This is a genomic window from Mycobacterium sp. IDUB_1, from assembly GCF_055419625.1.
In genome coordinates, this window is the sequence record NZ_JBVAYA010000001.1 from 2,503,900 (window position 1) to 2,519,499 (window position 15,600).

Below are 15,600 nucleotides of genomic sequence, written 5' to 3' on the forward strand. Positions count from 1 at the left end.
CTTTTTGGTATGGAACTCAGGGGCGGAGCATCACGTCCAGGAATCGCTCCAGCTGGCCGGCCATCCGGGGCTCTGCCGGGAGCTCGGACAGGTGCAGGAAGCCGATCCCCGCCGCGAACGTGGCGTTGGCACGCATGTCGGCCTCGGCCGCGTCGAAGCCCGCGTCCTGATAGGCACGCCGAACTGCCGACAGGACCCTCTGGTCCGACGTCCGCACGCTCTTGGCGACCTCGCCGTCGGTGCGGGCCCACTCCCGCATCGCCCGCTCGAGGCTGCGCTGACGCTCGCCGCGCAGGGACGCCATCATGTGGCTCAGCCGTTCCCTCGGCGGTGCGGTCGGCGGCTCGGCGAACCCACTGCGGTCGCGGTCGCGCAACTCGGCCCATGCCCGGATCAGGGCGGCCCGGTAGGCGGCCATGTCGGCGAAGTGCCAGTAGAAGCTGCCCTTCGTGACGCCCAGGCGGGCACACAGCCGATCCAGTTTGAGTGCCTCCACACCGGCGTCCGCGACGAGCGCGTAGCCGGCTTCTATCCAGTCGTCGGCCGACAGCCGTCGAGCGTCTGACGCGCCTTTCGCCATCGGTCGAGCCTATGACGACACGCACTGTGACGGCGGTCACTGCACCGGATCGCTGACAGCCATTCGCAAGGAAAATGGCCCTGTTTGCCGTGGCTGCGCTTTGTCGGTTAGGGGTCACATGTTTTACTGCAACCGCGACAACTGAATTCTTCTCGGCCCATCCTTCGCCGTCAGGGCACCTTGGGGGATGGCGCCACAACGCGGTGAAGACATCGCTGTGGTGTCGGCGACCGCACGGGAAACCGCAGGACGAACCGCCTCGCGCGGTACACCGACGATGGATGGAAAGACCGAATGAGACATCTTGACAGGGTTCGTGGCCCGTGGGCGCGCCGTCTCGGCATCGCCGCATTCGCCGCGATTTTGCTGCCGGGCATCATCGGCTTCGCCGGGGGCTCGGCGACCGCCGGAGCCTTCTCGCGGCCAGGCCTGCCGGTGGAGTACCTGATGGTGCCGTCGCCGTCGATGGGGCGCGACATCAAGGTGCAGTTCCAGAGCGGCGGCCCGAACTCCCCCGCGCTCTACCTGCTCGACGGCCTGCGCGCGCAGGACGATTTCAACGGCTGGGACATCAACACCCAGGCGTTCGAGTGGTACCTCGACTCGGGCATCTCGGTGGTGATGCCGGTCGGCGGCCAGTCCAGCTTCTACTCGAACTGGTACAAGCCCGCCTGCGGCAAGGCCGGCTGCCTGACCTACAACTGGGAGACGTTCCTGACCCAGGAGCTGCCCAACTACCTCGCCTCGGAGCGCCAGGTGAAGCCGACCGGCAGCGCCGCTGTGGGTCTGTCGATGGCCGGTAGCGCCTCGCTGGTGCTGGCTGCGCACCACCCCTCCCAGTTCACCTACGCCGGTTCGATGTCAGGCTTCCTGAATCCGTCCGAGGGCTGGTGGCCCGGTCTGATCAACATCTCGATGGGTGATGCCGGCGGCTACAAGGCCAACGACATGTGGGGCCCGGCAGAGACCGATCCGGCGTGGAAGTACAACGACCCGATGGTGCAGATCCCGAATCTGGTCGCGAACAACACCCGCGTCTGGGTGTACTGCGGCAACGGCCAGCCCAACGAGCTCGGCGGCGGCGACCTGCCCGCCACGTTCCTCGAGGGCCTGACCATCCGCACCAACCGTACGTTCCAGGACAACTATGTCGCCGCCGGCGGGAAGAACGGTGTGTTCAACTTCCCGGACAACGGCACCCACAACTGGGCGTACTGGGGTCGTGAGCTGCAGACCATGAAGCCCGACCTGATCTCGCACCTCGTCGGATAGTCACCGACGTAAGAGGTCCGACACCGAACGACGAAGCCCCCGGCCGATGCGGCCGGGGGCTTCCTCGTCTTCGAGGCATGGTTGTCGGCGCAGGCTGGCTACTGTGGCGCCATGAGCGAGATCAACGCGATGGTGGCGCACGAGGACGGCGAGGGCGGCGTGGTGCTGCGCCACGAGGTGGTCGACGAGTCGTTCCTGCCCGAGGGCGAGGTCGAGATCCGCGTCGAGTACTCCGGTGTCAACTACAAGGACGCACTCGCCGTCACGCCAAAAGGAGGCGTGGCACGGGCCTATCCGCTGATCCCCGGCATCGACGTCGCCGGGACGGTGATCGCGAGTACGTCACCGGACTTCGCGGTGGGCGACGCGGTGTTCGCCCACGGCCAGGACATCGGTACCGGACGGCACGGCGGCTACGCCCAGGTCGCCCGGTACCCGGCCGACTACCTGGTCAAGCTGAGCGCGTTGAGCACGGCTGAGGCTGCTGCCATCGGCACAGCCGGCTTCACGGCGGCGATGAGCGTCGACGCGCTGCGGGCGCACGGGGTGCAACCCGGTGACGGACCCGTGCTGGTCACCGGTGCCACCGGCGGAGTGGGCAGCGTCAGCGTCGACCTGCTGGCCGGCCTGGGATACGAGGTGGTGGCGTCGACGGGCAAGGCCCAGGCGCGCGACCTGCTGCGTTACCTGGGCGCCGCCGAGGTCATCGATCGGCTGCCCGGACCCGACGAGAAGGTGCGGGCACTGGGAAAGGCCCACTGGGCCGCTGTGGTGGACTGCGTCGGCGGCGCCACGCTCGCCTACGCACTGAGCACCCTGAAATACGGTGGTGTGGCCGCGATCTCCGGCCTGGCGGGATCGCCGGACCTGCCCGCCACCGTGATGCCGTTCATCCTGCGTGGCGTGACGCTGGCGGGGATCGACTCGGTGCTGTTGCCGATCGACCGCCGCAGAGACGTCTGGGCGCAGATCGAATCCGGCCTGGCCCCACGTCATCTCGACCGTGTGACGACTGACGTGTCAGTGCTGCGCGTCGGCGAGGTCCTCACGACCATCATCGGCGGTGGCGTCACCGGCAGAACCCGCGTGGTCGTGCATGACGGGTTCTGACTCCGCTCGATTTTTGCCGTTGCGGCCAATTCCGCCGCGTCACGCGCGATCATCGTGAGCGGGGGCGTGGGGACGGGAGATGACGCGACCGGAGGTCGGGGCAGGTTCGTCTTGCGGGTCGTGCGACAACGACCTGCGGGCCGCTCGCGGTTTCGCGACGTCTGCGGAGCGCCGGTGATCCCCATCCCGGCAGAGGGAGAGCACAAGCACGAGGTCGACGAGATGATCGCTCTGTGGCAAGGTCGCGGACCTGGCACGGCGTCGGTGGACCAATGGATGCACAAAATCAGTGCCCGGCGTGTCTGCACTCGACAGCCGGGCCACGACGTGGGTCAGCGTCGGTGATGGCAACCATCCTCGCTTACACGTCGCCCGCGCTGGGCCACATGCTGCCCATGTCCGCTCTGCTGAGTGAGATGGCTGCCCGCGGCCACCGAGTTCACGTGAGGACGCTGGCCTCAGGTGTCGAGGCGGCGCGCGCGCAGAACCTTTCGGCAGCACCGATCGATCCGCGCATCGAGGCTGTGGAAATGGACGACTGGAAGGCCTCGCATCCTGTTGCGGCCCTGCGAAGTTCGATATCCGTATTCGCCCGTCGTGCGCCGCTCGAGGTGGCCGATTTCCGCTCCGCCATCGATACCGTCGCGCCTCACGGCCTGCTCGTCGATGTGAACTGTTGGGGAGCGCAGATGGTAGCCGAGACATCGGGTCTGCCGTGGGCGACCTTCTCGCCGTACTCTCCGGCGCTCGATGTCGAGCGCGTACCGCCGTTCGGATTGGGGTTGCCTCCGATGTCCGGTGCCCTCGGCCGATGGCGCGACTCCGTAGTCCGCACCGTCATCAACGGCCCTCTGCAACGACCGGCGGTGACGGCGATCAACGCGATGCGCGCGCAGGCCGGAGTCGAACCGGTCGCTACCCTCGACGATTTCTTGCGGCGAGCGCCCCTGTTGTTCCTCGCCACGGCGCCGCCGTTCCAGTACCCGGGGGACTGGGGAACGAACGTGCACATGATCGGTCCCTGCATACCGAAGCAGGTGGCGGTCGAGCCGCCGAGTTGGCTCGAGGCGATCGAGCGCCCCATCGTCCTGGTGACCACGTCGTCGGAGCGGCAGAACGACGCCACGTTGGTGACCACTGCCATCGAAGCGCTGGGCGCCGACGACGTCCATGTCGTGGCCACGCTGCCCGCGGGGCCTGTCGACGAGTTCGCCGATCAACCCGGCGTGACGGTCCGCCGCTTCGTCGACCACGACCTCGTGCTGGCACGCTCGGTGTGTGCTGTCACCCACGGAGGCATGGGAGTCACACAGCGCGCGCTGGCCCGCGGCGTTCCGGTCTGTGTGGTTCCTTACGGTCGAGACCAATTCGAGGTCGCGCGACGCACCCAGGTCGCCGGGTGCGGCACGCGTCTGCACGCCTTGCGCTTGTCGACGCCCAGGCTGCGGCGCAAGATCCACGAGGCGATGACGATGCGCGACGGGGCCACCCGAGTCGCCGAGGGTTTCGTCGCGACAGGAGGGGCCGTCCGAGGAGCCGAATTGTTCGAGCAGCTGCTGAGCGGCTGACTACTTCAGTTCAGCTGAGGACAACCCGAGCAGGCGACGGGCCACCACGAGCTGCTGGATCTGCTGTGTGCCCTCGAAGATGTCCAGGATCTTCGAGTCGCGGGCCCACTTCTCCAGCAGGGTTTGCTCGGAATAGCCTGTCGTGCCGGCCATTTCGACAGCCTTGAGGGTGATGTCCGTACCCACGCGAGCGGCCTTGGCCTTGCCCATCGACGCCTCTTTGGAGTTGGGGATCTTGTTGTCGGCCTGCCACGCCGAGCGCACGGTCAACAGGTAGCCCGCCTCCCAATCCGCTTCCATCCGCAGGAACTCGGCGGCCGCAGCGCTCTGCGCATGCGCCGGCTTGTCGTAGGAGATCTCGATGCCCGCGTCGGTGAGGATCTTGCGCAGCTCCTCCAGTGCCGCTCGGGCCACGCCGACAGCCATCGCCGCCACGATCGGGCGGGTGTTGTCGAAGGTCTCCATGACCCCGGCAAAGCCCTTGTCCACCTTGATCTCCGGGCTGCCGAGCAGATTTTCCTTCGGAACGCGGGCGTTCTCGAACCGGATGGCCGCAGTGTCGGAGGCCTTGATGCCGAGCTTGTTCTCGAGCCGCTCGACCGTCACGCCGGGGTGGTCGCGCGGCACGATGAACGACTTGATCGCCGCGCGCCCCACGGACTTGTCCAGCGTCGCCCACACCACGATGTGGGTCGCCCGCGATCCGGCCGTCACATAGATCTTCTCGCCGTTGATGACGTACTCGTCCCCGTCCAGGACGGCCGTCGTCGACACCGCCGCGGAGTCCGAACCGAAGCCCGGCTCGGTGATGGCCATCGCGGCCCACACCTTGCCCAGCCGCTCCAGCTGTTCCCGGGTAGCCACGCTCGAGATCGCCGCGTTGCCGAGGCCCTGGTAGGGCACCGACAGCAGCAGCGCCACGTCGCCCCAACTCACCTCCAGCGCGTTGAGAAGCGCAGACATGTTGGCGCCGTTGACGTTTCCCTTCGGGCCGTCGCCGTCCTTGCTAAGCCCCTGCGCCCCGGCGAACGAGATCGTGTTCGCTTCCGAGATGCCCTCGAAAAGCGTTGCCAGCGTGTCGAGTTCGACGGGGTAGTCGTGCTCGCGCAGGTCGTACTTGCGCGAGATCGGTCGAAGCATTTCCGCCGCACCCTGGTGGCCCTTCTCGATGACCGCCTGCAGCTTCTTCGGCATTTCCAGATTGATCGCCATGTTGGTCTCGCCTTTCTAAGAGAATGCAGCTGGTCAGAGGACGCTGCTGGTCAGGGGACGCGGCTGGTCAAAGAACGACGACACCCTCGGCGACGCCGAGAGCCCGCAGGTCGCGGTACCACCTCTCGACCGGATGTTCTTTCGTGTAGCCGTGGCCGCCCAGCAGCTGTACACCGTCCAGGCCGATCTGCATGCCCTTGTCGGTGCCGAGCTTCTTGGCCAGTGCTGCCTCGCGGGCGAAGGAGAGCCCCTGCTCGGCACGCGCGGCGCCGCGCCAGGTGATCAGGCGCAGGCCGTCGAGTTCGATCGCGATGTTGGCGCACATGAACGCCACTGACTGGCGGTGGGCAATCGGTTCGCCGAACGCTTCGCGCTCCTTGACGTAAGGCACGACGTAGTCGAGTACGGCGTGTGAGGTGCCGACGGCCAGGGCCGCCCAGCCCAGCCGCGACAACGCGATGGCCTCGGAGTAGTTGCGGTCGTGGTCGGCTTCGCTGGCGTCCTCGCCCAAGCGGGCGCTCAGCGGCACGGTGACCTTGTCGAGTTCGACGCGACCCAGTGCGGCCGCGCGGATTCCCATGCTCGGATCGGGGGTGACCGCCAGCCCGTTGGCCGACGATTCGACCAGGAACAACGTCGGCTTGCCGTTCAGCTGTGCGGCGATGACGAACAGCTCGGCGTCGGCGGCGGCCGGCACCAGCGACTTGACGCCGTCGAGCCGGTAGCCGCTCGGGGTGCGCACCGCTGTGGTCTTCAGTGCGGTCGGGTCGAACAGCGGATGCGGTTCGGCGATCGCGACGCACGCCTGCGGCACGTTCTCGCCCGCGAACTCCGGAAGGTAGGTCGCCTGCTGCTCGGCGCTGCCCCAATGGGTCAGGGCCGATGCGACGCCGCCGGGCGCCAGGATCGGCAGCGCCAGACCCATGTCGCCGTAGGCGAGGGCCTCGGCCACCAGCGCGTTGGTGACGGTGCTGCGCTGCTCGGCGATCCCGTCGAAGTCCTCGGGGATGTTGATCGCGGTGATGCCCAGTTCGGCGGCCTTGGCGATCAGGTCCGGGGGATAGGTGGCCGCGGCGTCGGCGTCGTGCGCGGCGGGACGCAGGATCTCCTCGGCGAACTCTTCGACCGTCTGGACGATCATCTTCTGGTCGTCGTCGGGAGTGAGGTCGAAGTAGTCCGCACCGCTGGGCTTCAGCCGCGTCGCGGGCTTGCCGAGACCCTGCACGCGCTTGAACTGGCGGGTGGTGGCGCCCGCGGCGGAGAAGGCGTGCTTCACGCCGTATTTCAGCCCCCGGTTCAGCGGGTCGCGCAGGTTGTACTTGTCCAGGAATTCCTGGCCCAGCAACGGCGTGATCAGCGCAATCCCGACATCGGTGGCCGATCTTTTGTGCTTCTGCAGGCCCACGCCGCTCTCGCGGCCGGATTGCTTGGACGGCAGGGTGTTCGTCATCGGTCAGCTGCCTCCGTCAGTTGTCGAAGAAGCGCGAGCGCGCTAACTGACTCCAGAGTAAGGTATCGAAACTGACTTATGAGTAAGGTATTGCGATTGTTGCCTAATTCACACCGGAGACGGCGCTGATCACGGCGTCGTGCAGCAGACCGTTGGTCGCCACCGCGCTGCCGCCGTGCGGCCCCGGCTGAGAAGAGAGGTCTGTGAAGCGACCGCCCGCCTCCCGGACCAGGATGTCGAGCGGGGCGAGATCCCACAGCTTCACCTCCGGCTCCACCACGATGTCGACTGCACCCTCGGCGACCAGGCAATACGACCAGAAATCGCCGTAGCCGCGGGTGCGCCACACCGCGTCGGTGAGGTCGACGAACGCCGAGCGCATGGACTCCCACCCGGTGGTCAGATCGGAGTAGGACAGGCTGGCCGATCCGAGGTCGGCTACACGGGACACCGAGATGGGCCGCGTCGTCCCGGCCGGACCCGAGAACGAACTGAAGGCGCCCTGGCCGGTGGCGGCCCACCAGCGTCGCGCCAGCGCGGGTGCGCTCACCACGCCGACCTCCGGCACTCCGTCGACGAGCAGCGCGATCAACGTCGCCCAGACCGGAACCCCGCGGACGAAGTTCTTGGTGCCGTCGATCGGATCCAGCACCCACTGTCTGCCCGTGAAGTCCTTGGTACCGCCGAACTCCTCGCCGAACACCGAGTCGGCGGGGCGCGCCGCGGCCAGCCGTTCCCGAAGCAGGGTCTCGGTGTCCAGATCGGCGTCGGTCGCCGGAGTCATGTCCGGCTTCGTCTCGACGCGAAGATCCACCGCGCCGAAACGCTGCATCGTCAGTGCATCGGCCTCCCCGGCGAGCGTGAGGGCCAGGGCCAGGTCGTCGGCGATGTCGGGGGTGCTCATATGTGGAGTCCTACCATGGCGGTGTGGCCGAACTCGCGATCATGCTCCTCATCATCGGTGCCATCGTGCTCGTCGCGGCACCCCGGATCATGCGCAAGCGCGGTGCGGGCAATGACTGGGTGCCGGGCACCCTGCTGGTCACCGGGGTGAGTCCGCGTCCCACCGACATGACCGGCGAGCAGTTCGTCACCATCACCGGCGTCATCAACGGTCCGACGGTCAACGAGTACACCGTCTACACCAGGATGGTCGTGGACGTGAACGCCTGGCCGACGATGGGTCAGCTCATCGACGTCGTGTACTCGCCGCGCAACCCGGAGAAGTGGGCGTTCTCCTCACCCGTGCCCAATCCGGAGTAGCTCCTCGACGCTGGTCAGCTTGACCCGCGGGCGTCCCGACCCCTGGCCGGTGCTGCGCTCGTGCTCGTCGATCAGCCGCCAGTGATCGTTGGTCACCAGCTTGGGTTGACGTTCCAGAAGCCACTGCTTGACGTTCGCGGCGTGATCGACACCCCGATCGGTCGGCTCGGCCGCCGCCAAATCGGTGAGCAGCGTGTGGACGGTGTCGGCGGAGTCGCTCTTGTTGCTGCCGATCACCCCGGTGGGGCCGCGCTTGATCCAGCCGACGACGTACTCGTTGCGGCTGCCCTCGATGCGCCCGTCGGTGTGGGGGATCGTGCCCGACCGGTCGTCGAACGGCAGGCCGGGCATCGGCACGCCGCGGTACCCGACGGCGCGCACGACGAGTTGCGCGGGGACTTCCTCCCGCTCGCCGGTGTCGCGCGCCGACACCCTGCCGTCCTCACCGCGCACCAACTCGTTGCGGCCCAGCACGATCGACTCGACCTTGCCGTCGCCCTTGATCTCGATCGGTGACGTGCGGAAGCGGAAGACGATGCGGCGCTTGGCCCCTGTGGGCTCCAGTTCCCCGTAGGTTCGCAGCACCTTGATGTTGTTGCGCACGGTCTTGCCCGCGGCATCGAGGTCCTCGTCGGTGATGTCGGCGAAGTCGGCCGGGTCGATGACCACGTCGACGTCGCCGAGCGCCTCCAGATCGCCGAGCTCACGCAACTCGAGCGTGGTGAACGGCGCCTGCAGCGGACCGCGTCTCCCGATCACCAGCACCTCCTCCACGCCGCGCTCGTGCAAGGAGTCCAGTGCGTGGTCGGCGATGTCGGTCTCGCCCAGAAGATCCGGATCGCTGACCAGGATTCGGGCCACGTCGATCGCCACGTTGCCGTTGCCCACCACGACGGCGCGGCCCGAGGAGATGTCCGGGGTCATGTCCTTGAAGTGCGGATGAGCGTTGTACCAGCCGACGAAGTCGACCGCGGCCACACTGCCCGGCAGGTCTTCACCCGGGATGCCGAGCGGTCGGTCGGATTGTGCGCCGTTGGCGTAAACGACCGCGTCGTAGCGTTGCGCGAGTTCGGCGGGCTGGACGTGCTCGCCGACGACGACGTTGCCGAAGAACCGGAATCGCGGATCGGCGGCGATCTTGTCGAATTGGGCCGAGATCGACTTGATCTTCGGATGATCCGGCGCCACACCGGAGCGCACCAGCCCCCACGGGGTGGGCAGCATCTCGATCATGTCGACACAGACATCGCGATGGAGGTCGTCGGAGTCGGCGGCCTTCAACAGGGCGGCCGCGGCGAAGAACCCGGATGGTCCCGAGCCGACGATCGCCACGTGATAGGGACGCAAAGGGGGCATGTGGGCTGCCTTCTGTCGCGGCCCGGCCACGCGCAGAGGGCTGTCGCGCCGCAGCCGGACGAGGTTGCCTCCCGATGCTAGAACGCAGTCGGCGTCGGTCGAGGAGAACGCGCGGACCGGTACCCTGAACTCCCGTGGATCCTGACCGTCAAGCCGATATCGCCGCCCTCGACTCCACGCTCACCACAGTGGAGCGTGTTCTCGACGTCGAGGCCCTTCGCGGGCGCATCGCAACGCTCGAGGAGGAGGCGTCCGATCCGAAGCTCTGGGATGACCAGACGCGGGCGCAGAAGGTGACCAGCGATCTGTCGCACGCCCAGAACGAGTTGCGGCGGATCGAGGAGTTACGCCAGCGCGTCGAGGATCTTCCGGTGCTGTACGAACTCGCCGCCGAGGAGGATGGCGACGCGGCCACCCAGGCCGCCTCGGAGGCCGATGCGGAACTGCGGCAACTGAGGGAGGATATCGAGGCGCTCGAGGTCCGCACGCTGCTGTCCGGGGAGTACGACGAGCGCGAGGCTGTGGTCAACATCCGCTCCGGCGCCGGCGGCGTGGACGCCGCCGACTGGGCGGAGATGCTGATGCGGATGTACGTCCGCTGGGCCGAACAGCACAAGTACCCCGTCGAGGTCTACGACACGTCCTACGCCGAAGAGGCCGGCATCAAGAGCGCGACCTTCGCGGTGCACGCCCCGTTCGCTTACGGCACGCTCTCGGTCGAGCAGGGCACGCATCGGCTGGTGCGCATCAGTCCGTTCGACAACCAGGGTCGCCGGCAGACGTCGTTCGCCGAGGTCGAGGTCCTGCCCGTCACGGAGACCACCGATCACATCGACATCCCCGAAACCGACATCCGCGTCGACGTCTACCGCTCGAGCGGTCCCGGCGGTCAGTCGGTCAACACCACGGACTCGGCGGTCCGGCTGACCCACATCCCGACGGGTATCGTGGTGACCTGCCAGAACGAGAAATCGCAGCTGCAGAACAAGGTGTCGGCGATGCGCGTGCTGCAGGCCAAACTGCTCGAACGCAAACGCCAGGAGGAACGCGCCGAACTCGACGCCCTCAAGAGTGACAGCGGCAGTTCCTGGGGTAACCAGATGCGGTCCTACGTTCTGCACCCCTATCAGATGGTCAAAGACCTCCGCACCGAATACGAGGTCGGCAACCCGGGCGCCGTCCTCGACGGTGACATCGACGGGTTTCTCGAAGCCGGCATCCGGTGGCGCAACAGGAAAGACGACGACGAGTAACCCGTGAACAGCACGCTCCTGGCATTCGACTTCGCCTCGCGGTGGCACGGCTTCTGGCGCGGCGACATCGGCGTGTGGATTCTCGACCGTGGCGTGCGGATCGCGCTGCTGCTGGTCGGTGCGCTGCTGGCGGCCCGGTTCATCAACTGGACCGCGCAGCGCGTCACCCGCCGTATCGACGCGGAGTACCAGGAAAGCGACCAGCTGGTGCGCTCGGAGAGCGCCAAGCACCGGCAGGCCGTCGCCTCGGTGATCTCCTACGTGTCGGTGGGCCTGCTGCTGGTGATGGTTCTGGTGCAGATCACCGACATCCTGGCCATCCCGGTCGGGTCTCTGGTCGCCCCCGCGGCGGTCATCGGCGCCGCGTTGGGTTTCGGCGCCCAGCGAGTGGTGCAGGACCTGCTGTCGGGTTTCTTCATCATCACCGAGAAGCAGTACGGATTCGGTGATCTCGTCGCGTTGACCGTCGCCGGCATCGCCGCCCCCGCCGAGGGCACTGTCGAGGACGTCACGCTGCGCGTCACCAAGCTGCGCTCCTCGGAGGGGGAGATGTTCACGATCCCGAACGGGCAGATCGTGAAAACGGTCAACCTGTCGAAGGACTGGGCCAGGGCGGTTATCGACATCCCCGTGCCGGTGTCGGCGGACCTCAACGAGGTCAACGACGTGCTGCACGACGTCGCCGACAGGGCGCTGCACGACACACAACTCAAGGACCTGCTGTTGGATGCGCCCCAGCTGATGGGCGTGGAGAGCATCGAACTGGAGACGGTGAATCTGCGCATGGTGGCCCGCACGCTGCCCGGTAAACAGTTCGAGGTCGGCCGACGCCTGCGGGTGCTGGTGATCCGCGCCCTGCGGCGCGCTGGGATCGTCGCGCCCGGAGAGCCGGCCCCTGTCGTCGCGGCGATCCCGCACCCGGCTCGCGCTGACGGTGCCCCTCTTGCGGACGCCGATCCGGAGACGCAGCGGTGAGGTGGCTCGAATGGCTGGCCCCGAAGCGGGCCGGCAGCACGAAGACGTGGCCGAACTACATCTTCGGCGGCAGGATGCGTACCTCGACCGCGACGCTGATCCTCGCGTTCATCGCGCTGTTCTGGGTGAACCAGACCTTCCAACCTGCGTCGAGCGGAACGCAGACCGATCCGACTCAGGTGGTGCCCCCGGGTTTCGTGCCGGACCCCGCCTACACCTGGGTGCCGCGCACCAACGTCGCACCGCCCACCACCACCACGACGACGACGACCACCACGACGACCACCACGACGACTCCGTCGCCGACGCCCACACCGTCGGAGTCGGAGACCTCGGCCCCGCCCAGCACGACCGGCACGGCGCCCGGCGGTGCCACCACGACGGTGATCGATCCCGACGGGCCAGGCCCGCTGGGGCCGATCACGTTCACTCAGGCGCCGCCGTTTCTGGCGCCGACGTCGGTCGCGCCGCCCGGCGCGCCTGCGATCACGACCGCGTTACCGCCTCAGTGAGCCACGCGGCACCCGTCCGGCGATGCGGTGTCCGCATCCCTCCCCGCTACACTGGCGTGCCGTGATGATCACCCTCGACCATGTCTCCAAGCAGTACAAGTCGTCTGCGCGTCCAGCGCTCGACAACGTCTCGCTGAAGATCGACAAGGGTGAGTTCGTCTTTCTCATCGGTCCGTCCGGGTCAGGCAAGTCCACGTTCATGCGTCTGCTGCTGGGCGAGGATCATCCGTCCGCAGGTGACATCCGGGTGTCGAAGTTCCACGTGAACAAGCTGTCCGGGCGTCACATCCCCGGCTTGCGCCAGGTGATCGGGTGCGTGTTCCAAGACTTCCGGCTGCTGCAGCAGAAGACCGTCTTCGAGAACGTCGCGTTCGCGCTCGAGGTGATCGGCAAGCGGTCCGACACCATCAACCGTGTGGTGCCCGACGTGCTCGAGATGGTCGGGTTGTCGGGCAAGGCCAACCGGCTCCCGGCCGAGCTGTCCGGTGGTGAGCAGCAGCGGGTGGCCATTGCCCGCGCGTTCGTCAACCGGCCGCTGGTTCTGCTGGCCGACGAGCCCACCGGCAACCTCGACCCGGACACCAGCAAGGACATCATGGATCTGCTCGAGCGGATCAACCGCACCGGTACGACGGTGCTGATGGCCACCCACGACCACCACATCGTCGACTCGATGCGCCAGCGGGTCGTCGAACTCGAACTCGGCCGGCTGGTTCGCGACGAACAGCGCGGCGTCTACGGAATGGATCGCTAGTGCGCTTCGGCTTTCTCGTCAACGAAGTCCTGACCGGGCTTCGCCGCAACGTCACCATGACGATCGCGATGGTGCTCACCACCGCGATCTCCATCGGTCTGTTCGGTGGCGGTCTCCTCGTCGTCCGGCTCGCCGACCAGTCGCGCGCCATCTACCTCGACCGGGTCGAGAGCCAGGTGTTCCTCACCAACGACGTGTCGGCCAACGACCCGACCTGTGACGCCGACCCCTGCAAGGCGTTGCGCAAGACGATCGAGGATCGCGACGACGTCCGTTCGGTGCGCTTCCTCAACCGCGACGAGGCGTACGACGACGCGATCCGGAAGTTCCCGCAGTACAAGGACGTCGCGGGCAAGGATGCGTTCCCGGCGTCGTTCGTGGTCAAGCTCGACGATCCCGAACAGCACAAGGACTTCGACGACGCGATGATCGGCCAACCGGGCGTGCTCAACGTGTTGAACCAGAAGGACCTGATCGACCGGCTGTTCGCGGTTCTCGACGGCATCAGCAATGTCGCGTTCGCGGTGGCGTTGGTGCAGGCCGTCGGCGCGGTGCTGTTGATCGCCAACATGGTCCAAGTCGCGGCCTACACCCGTCGCACCGAGATCGGCATCATGCGACTGGTCGGCGCCACACGCTGGTACACCCAGCTGCCGTTCCTGCTCGAGGCGATGCTCGCGGCGTTCGTCGGGGTGGTGATCGCGATCGCGGGGTTGATCGCGGTGCGGGCGCTGTTCCTGGAGAGCGCGCTCGACCAGTTCTATCAAGCCAATCTGATCGCCAGGGTGGACTACGCCGACGTCCTGTACTACAGCGCACCGTGGATGCTTCTGCTCGGCCTCGCGATGTCCGGGATCACCTCGTATGTCACGTTGCGCCTCTACGTGCGGCGGTAGCGGTGGCCAAGAAGACCAAGGGCGTCAGGGACACCAACAACCAAGTGGTGGCCACGAACCGCAAAGCGCGCCACAACTTCACGATCCTCGAGACCTTCGAGGCCGGCGTCGCGCTGATGGGCACCGAGGTCAAGAGCCTGCGGGAGGGGCAGGCATCGCTGGCCGATGCCTTCGCCACCGTCGACGACGGCGAGATCTGGCTGCGCAACCTGCACATCCCCGAGTATCACCACGGCACCTGGACCAACCATGCCCCGCGACGCAACCGCAAGCTGCTGTTGCACCGCAGCCAGATCGACAACCTGGTGGGACGCACCCGCGACGGCAATCTGACGCTGGTGCCGCTGTCGCTGTACTTCACCGGCGGCAAGGTCAAGGTCGAGCTGGCGTTGGCCCGCGGTAAACAAGCTCACGACAAGCGTCAGGATCTGGCGCGCCGGGATGCCGAGCGCGAGGTGACCCGTGAGCTGGGACGCCGCGTCAAGGGCATGACCTCCTGACCGGGATTCTCAGCGCGCTGGTGGCGGCGCTGGGTTACGGCGTCAGCGACTTCGTCGGCGGCTACGCCTCGCGGCGGGTCGCGGCACTGCGAGTGGTGATCGTGTCCTACCCGCTGGCGCTGGTTCTGTTGACGATCCTCGCGGTGCCGGTCGGCGGTGAGATCAGCCGGGCCGCGGTCTTGTGGGGTCTGTTCGCCGGTGTCGGCCAGGCCTTCGGGGTGTGGTGGTTCTACGCCGCACTCGGATCCGGACCCATCTCCGTGGTGTCGCCTCTGACGTCGGTTCTCGTCGCGGCGGTGCCGGTCGGATTCGGGGTGGCGCTGGGGGAGCGGCCGAGCGCGCTCGCCGGTGTCGGCGTGGTGGTGGCGCTGGTGGCGGTCGTGATGGTGAGCCGGCAGGCGGATCCGGACCTCGACGGCGACGTGCGTCCGCACCGGTTCACCGTGAAGGTGGCCTGGTTGACGGTCGGTTCCGGGATCGCGTTCGGCATGAACTTCGTGATCCTCGACCAGGTGCCGGTGGAGGCGGGGCTCTGGCCGCTGGTGTTCGGGCGTTTGGCGGCGACCGTGATCGTGGTGGTCGCCGCCGCGCTCACGGCAAACCTCGCCCTGGTGCGTGGGTTCCCGCTGCGCCTGGCGCTGCTCGCCGGGGTGCTCGACACCGTGGCCAACGCAGCCACCCTGCTCGCCTTGCACTCCTCGCTGCTGTCGTTGACCGGGGTGCTGGTCGCGTTGTATCCGGCGGCGACGGTCGCGCTCGCGGTGGTGGTGCTGCGTGAGTCGGTGACTCGCTCCCAGGTGGTCGGAATGATCCTGGCTTTCGCGTCCGTCGCCCTGATCGCCATCGGTTAGTTACCGTCATCCGGGGTAACTCGACGGTGACGTCGAGGGCATGGAGGA

16 protein-coding genes are annotated in these 15,600 nt (G+C 67.2%); 11 read left to right on the forward strand and 5 right to left on the reverse strand.

Annotated features, from left to right (window positions below; all coding sequences use genetic code 11):
* Positions 1 to 16: 16 nt before the first annotated feature.
* Positions 17 to 580 carry a TetR/AcrR family transcriptional regulator gene (locus tag ACZYYX_RS12520; RefSeq protein ID WP_463814682.1) on the reverse strand — a complete coding sequence of 188 codons (564 nt, stop codon included), beginning with the start codon at positions 578 to 580 and terminating at the stop codon, positions 17 to 19.
* Between the two features lie 294 nt (positions 581 to 874).
* Between ACZYYX_RS12520 and ACZYYX_RS12525 the strand changes: the two genes are divergently transcribed.
* The 3 genes from ACZYYX_RS12525 (at position 875) to ACZYYX_RS12535 (ending at position 4,530) form a co-directional block, all read left to right on the forward strand.
* Positions 875 to 1,852, forward strand: a complete 978-nt coding sequence (locus tag ACZYYX_RS12525) for an esterase family protein (protein ID WP_463814683.1) — start codon at positions 875 to 877, stop codon at positions 1,850 to 1,852.
* Between the two features lie 111 nt (positions 1,853 to 1,963).
* Positions 1,964 to 2,962: an MDR family oxidoreductase gene (locus ACZYYX_RS12530; protein ID WP_463814684.1), complete on the forward strand. Its 999-nt coding sequence runs from the start codon at positions 1,964 to 1,966 to the stop codon at positions 2,960 to 2,962.
* A gap of 344 nt (positions 2,963 to 3,306) precedes the next feature.
* A complete protein-coding gene (locus ACZYYX_RS12535; protein ID WP_463814685.1) occupies positions 3,307 to 4,530 on the forward strand; it encodes a glycosyltransferase in 1,224 nt (407 codons plus the stop codon).
* Here the strand turns inward: ACZYYX_RS12535 and ACZYYX_RS12540 are convergent, their stop codons facing one another.
* The 3 genes from ACZYYX_RS12540 to hisN all read right to left on the reverse strand — a co-directional run bounded on the left by ACZYYX_RS12540 (position 4,531) and on the right by hisN (position 8,096).
* On the reverse strand, positions 4,531 to 5,742 hold the full coding sequence (locus ACZYYX_RS12540; RefSeq protein ID WP_463814686.1) for an acyl-CoA dehydrogenase family protein: 1,212 nt from the start codon (positions 5,740 to 5,742) through the stop codon (positions 4,531 to 4,533).
* A gap of 67 nt (positions 5,743 to 5,809) precedes the next feature.
* The gene (locus ACZYYX_RS12545) at positions 5,810 to 7,192 is read right to left on the reverse strand and encodes an acyl-CoA dehydrogenase family protein (RefSeq protein ID WP_463814687.1); all 1,383 of its coding nucleotides are present in this window, start codon (positions 7,190 to 7,192) and stop codon (positions 5,810 to 5,812) included.
* Positions 7,193 to 7,295: 103 nt separating this feature from the next.
* Positions 7,296 to 8,096: a histidinol-phosphatase gene (gene hisN / locus ACZYYX_RS12550; RefSeq protein ID WP_463814688.1), complete on the reverse strand. Its 801-nt coding sequence runs from the start codon at positions 8,094 to 8,096 to the stop codon at positions 7,296 to 7,298.
* 23 nt (positions 8,097 to 8,119) lie between these two features.
* Here hisN and ACZYYX_RS12555 point away from each other — a divergent pair, with 23 nt between their 5' ends.
* Positions 8,120 to 8,455: a hypothetical protein gene (locus ACZYYX_RS12555; protein WP_463814689.1), complete on the forward strand. Its 336-nt coding sequence runs from the start codon at positions 8,120 to 8,122 to the stop codon at positions 8,453 to 8,455.
* On the opposite strand, the gene ACZYYX_RS12560 is transcribed toward ACZYYX_RS12555, so the two are convergent.
* Positions 8,432 to 9,811 (reverse strand): FAD-dependent oxidoreductase, encoded by a 1,380-nt coding sequence (locus tag ACZYYX_RS12560; protein ID WP_463814690.1) that lies wholly within the window; start codon positions 9,809 to 9,811, stop codon positions 8,432 to 8,434. The genes ACZYYX_RS12555 and ACZYYX_RS12560 overlap by 24 nt on opposite strands.
* Positions 9,812 to 9,945: 134 nt before the next feature.
* On the opposite strand from ACZYYX_RS12560, the gene prfB reads away from it, so the two are divergent.
* From prfB to ACZYYX_RS12595, 7 genes are all read left to right on the forward strand, one after another.
* Positions 9,946 to 11,064 carry a peptide chain release factor 2 gene (gene prfB / locus ACZYYX_RS12565; RefSeq protein ID WP_463814691.1) on the forward strand — a complete coding sequence of 373 codons (1,119 nt, stop codon included), beginning with the start codon at positions 9,946 to 9,948 and terminating at the stop codon, positions 11,062 to 11,064.
* A gap of 3 nt (positions 11,065 to 11,067) precedes the next feature.
* Complete coding sequence (locus ACZYYX_RS12570) at positions 11,068 to 12,039, forward strand: mechanosensitive ion channel family protein (RefSeq protein ID WP_463814693.1); 972 nt, start codon at positions 11,068 to 11,070, stop codon at positions 12,037 to 12,039.
* A 74-nt stretch (positions 12,040 to 12,113) separates the two neighbouring features.
* Positions 12,114 to 12,551, forward strand: coding sequence for a hypothetical protein (locus tag ACZYYX_RS12575; protein WP_463814891.1), 438 nt, complete (start codon positions 12,114 to 12,116; stop codon positions 12,549 to 12,551).
* Positions 12,552 to 12,615: 64 nt separating this feature from the next.
* Positions 12,616 to 13,305 (forward strand): cell division ATP-binding protein FtsE, encoded by a 690-nt coding sequence (ftsE, locus tag ACZYYX_RS12580; protein WP_463814893.1) that lies wholly within the window; start codon positions 12,616 to 12,618, stop codon positions 13,303 to 13,305.
* A complete protein-coding gene (gene ftsX / locus ACZYYX_RS12585; protein WP_463814694.1) occupies positions 13,305 to 14,201 on the forward strand; it encodes a permease-like cell division protein FtsX in 897 nt (298 codons plus the stop codon). The genes ftsE and ftsX overlap by 1 nt, the downstream gene beginning before the upstream one ends.
* Positions 14,202 to 14,203: 2 nt before the next feature.
* The gene (gene smpB, locus ACZYYX_RS12590; protein ID WP_463814695.1) at positions 14,204 to 14,701 is read left to right on the forward strand and encodes an SsrA-binding protein SmpB; all 498 of its coding nucleotides are present in this window, start codon (positions 14,204 to 14,206) and stop codon (positions 14,699 to 14,701) included.
* On the forward strand, positions 14,698 to 15,552 hold the full coding sequence (locus tag ACZYYX_RS12595; RefSeq protein WP_463814894.1) for an EamA family transporter: 855 nt from the start codon (positions 14,698 to 14,700) through the stop codon (positions 15,550 to 15,552). The genes smpB and ACZYYX_RS12595 overlap by 4 nt, the downstream gene beginning before the upstream one ends.
* Positions 15,553 to 15,600 lie beyond the last annotated feature (48 nt).